The sequence below is a fragment of the Ammoniphilus sp. YIM 78166 genome (assembly GCF_004522215.1).
GTDB lineage: Bacteria > Bacillota > Bacilli > Aneurinibacillales > RAOX-1 > YIM-78166.
This window is the reverse complement of record NZ_SDLR01000047.1, coordinates 1-455: the sequence shown is the minus strand read 5'-3', so window position 1 is coordinate 455 and position 455 is coordinate 1. Positions and strand designations below refer to the sequence as shown.

Sequence of the window (455 nt, the reverse complement as noted above, 5' to 3'; positions counted from 1 at the left end):
ATGTCAACGTAGCGCTCTAACCAACTGAGCTAATCGTCCTTGTATGGTGACCCGTAAGAGATTCGAACCCCTGAATGCATTTGCTACCATTTGACAAGCATGATAACCTATACTATCATGCTTGTCAAATGGTAACAAAGTGAAAGGCATGTGAGTTAAGCCACTTCTCCAACGGGCCATTTAATTTAAGAAGGAAAAACCCTANGCCATTTAATTTAAGAAGGAAAAACCCTAAACCTGGCAACGTCCTACTCTCCCAGGGCATGAGCCCAAGTACCATTGGCGCTGAAGAGCTTAACTTCCGTGTTCGGGATGGGAACGGGTGTGACCTCTTCGCCATCATCACCAGATCATCATGATGATGATCGTTCTGCGTTCCGCACAGGACGTGCGGTGAAGTTAGCAGAACTCCATCTATTGAGGATTATTCCCTCAAAACTAGATAACAACGTAAG

General features: G+C 45.2%; 1 tRNA gene and 1 rRNA gene. Both read right to left on the bottom strand.

Annotated elements, in window-relative coordinates:
• Positions 1 to 44: 44 nt before the first annotated feature.
• A tRNA-OTHER gene (locus EIZ58_RS34090) sits at positions 45 to 178 on the bottom strand.
• A 57-nt stretch (positions 179 to 235) separates the two neighbouring features.
• Positions 236 to 350, bottom strand: a 5S ribosomal RNA gene (gene rrf / locus EIZ58_RS32810).
• Between the last annotated feature and the right edge of the window lie 105 nt (positions 351 to 455).